The organism is Pseudomonas sp. lyk4-TYG-107 (genome assembly GCF_030209055.1).
In the GTDB taxonomy this organism is placed as follows: Bacteria; Pseudomonadota; Gammaproteobacteria; order Pseudomonadales; family Pseudomonadaceae; genus Aquipseudomonas; species Aquipseudomonas putida_A.
In genome coordinates this window covers 1-1550 of the sequence record NZ_JARVST010000045.1, presented here as the reverse complement: position 1 = coordinate 1550, position 1550 = coordinate 1, and the positions used below count along the sequence as shown (strand labels likewise).

Genomic DNA, 1550 nt, shown 5'->3' with positions numbered 1-1550 from the left:
ACCCCTGTTACCGCCGTGAAAGGGCGGTGTCCTAGGCCACTAGACGAAGGGGACACGCTACAACACTCACTCCCTGCCGCGTTTCGCTGTGTGCTTTACGCTGCAAGTGGCGCGCATTCTATGGATGGTTTGAGAGGTCGTCAACCCCCGAATATAAATTTATTTAAATCAATGACTTCGACCTGCTTTACGGGAGCATTCGGGCTTTTCCGTCGCCCGACGATTGACGCCTATATTCCGCCACCCGCCAAGGCGTTATAGTCCGCAACACAATGATGGCAATCTGCGCACCTTGCGCCAGCATTCATATAAGCAGTGTGCAGCCGATATAGACAGAAGCTGCTGAATCAACTCGTCGAGCGGCGCTGGGCGCCTGAATGTCCAGCCACTACACTCGCATGCGAACCCTATAAAGAGGTCTTACCGGTGACACCACTCATGATCACCCTGCTAGTCATAGCCGGGATCGCAATTCTGATCGCCATTGGCTACATGAACCATGTGGTGGAAAACAACAAACTGGAGAAGGCCCGCACCAAAGTCGAACTCAACGACCGCCTGCGCCGCTGCGGCGAGCTGACCGAAACCTTCCCCGGCCAGTTCATGACCCCGGCACTCAAGCTGCTGCTGACCCGTCTGGAGCTGAACGTCTGCCAGCGCCTGCTGAACCTGGAAAAAACCAGCGCCACGACCAAGGCACGGATCACCGAACTCAGCGCACTGGTGGCCCAAGGCGAATCGATCCCGGTCAACAACCCACCGGCACCGATCCTGACCGAAGCCAAAGCCAAGGACGTCCGTTTCCTGCTCGAAGCCCTGCACGGCCAGATCACCCGCGCCGCCCATGACGGCTTCCTGCCACCGAACGAAGCCAAACACTGGATCAAGGAAGTCCGCCACATCCTGGTCCTGCTGCACATCGAATTCTTCAACAACCTCGGCCAACAATCCCTGCAACAAAACCAACCCGGCCAAGCCCGCCTCGCCTTCGAACGCGGCGTGCAATACCTGCGCAAACAGCAGGATCCACAGGTGTACTCGGAACAACTGCAATACCTGGAAAAACTCCTGGCCCGCGCCAATGCCCAAGTCATGGACAAGATTGCCCCGGTTGAAGGCGAAGTGAACCAGTTGACCGAAGGCCTCAAAGAAGTCGAAGCCGATGCGGACTGGAAGAAGAAAGTGATTTACGACTGATGGTCGAGAGTTAAGAGAAGCCACCGAGAGGTGGCTTTTTTGTGGGGGGTGGGCTGACTGCCATTGCGAACATTCAGTTAGAGATTGGTTGGCAGTAAGGCCGCCTTCGCGAGCAAGCCCGCTCCCACAGTGGGCATGAGTTTATTCAGTTGGAGATTGGTCGGCTGTCAGGCCGCCATCGCTGGCAAGCCAGCTCCCACAGTGGGATAGGGTGAGTGAGTTAGAAAACTGGTCGGCTGTCAGGCCGCCTTCGCGAGCAGGCTCACTCCTACAGAAGAGCGAGATAGTGCACCGCCTCGCTCTTCACCACTCAAATGGCCGAGTGTCAGCTCGCCGAAAGCTCTTGATCTTGC

The 1550-nt window shown here is 56.8% G+C and carries 1 protein-coding gene; it reads left to right on the top strand.

Annotated features, from left to right (window positions below):
• Positions 1–438: 438 nt before the first annotated feature.
• Positions 439–1197 carry a hypothetical protein gene (locus QRN61_RS27465; protein ID WP_285376424.1) on the top strand — a complete coding sequence of 253 codons (759 nt, stop codon included), beginning with the start codon at positions 439–441 and terminating at the stop codon, positions 1195–1197.
• Positions 1198–1550 lie beyond the last annotated feature (353 nt).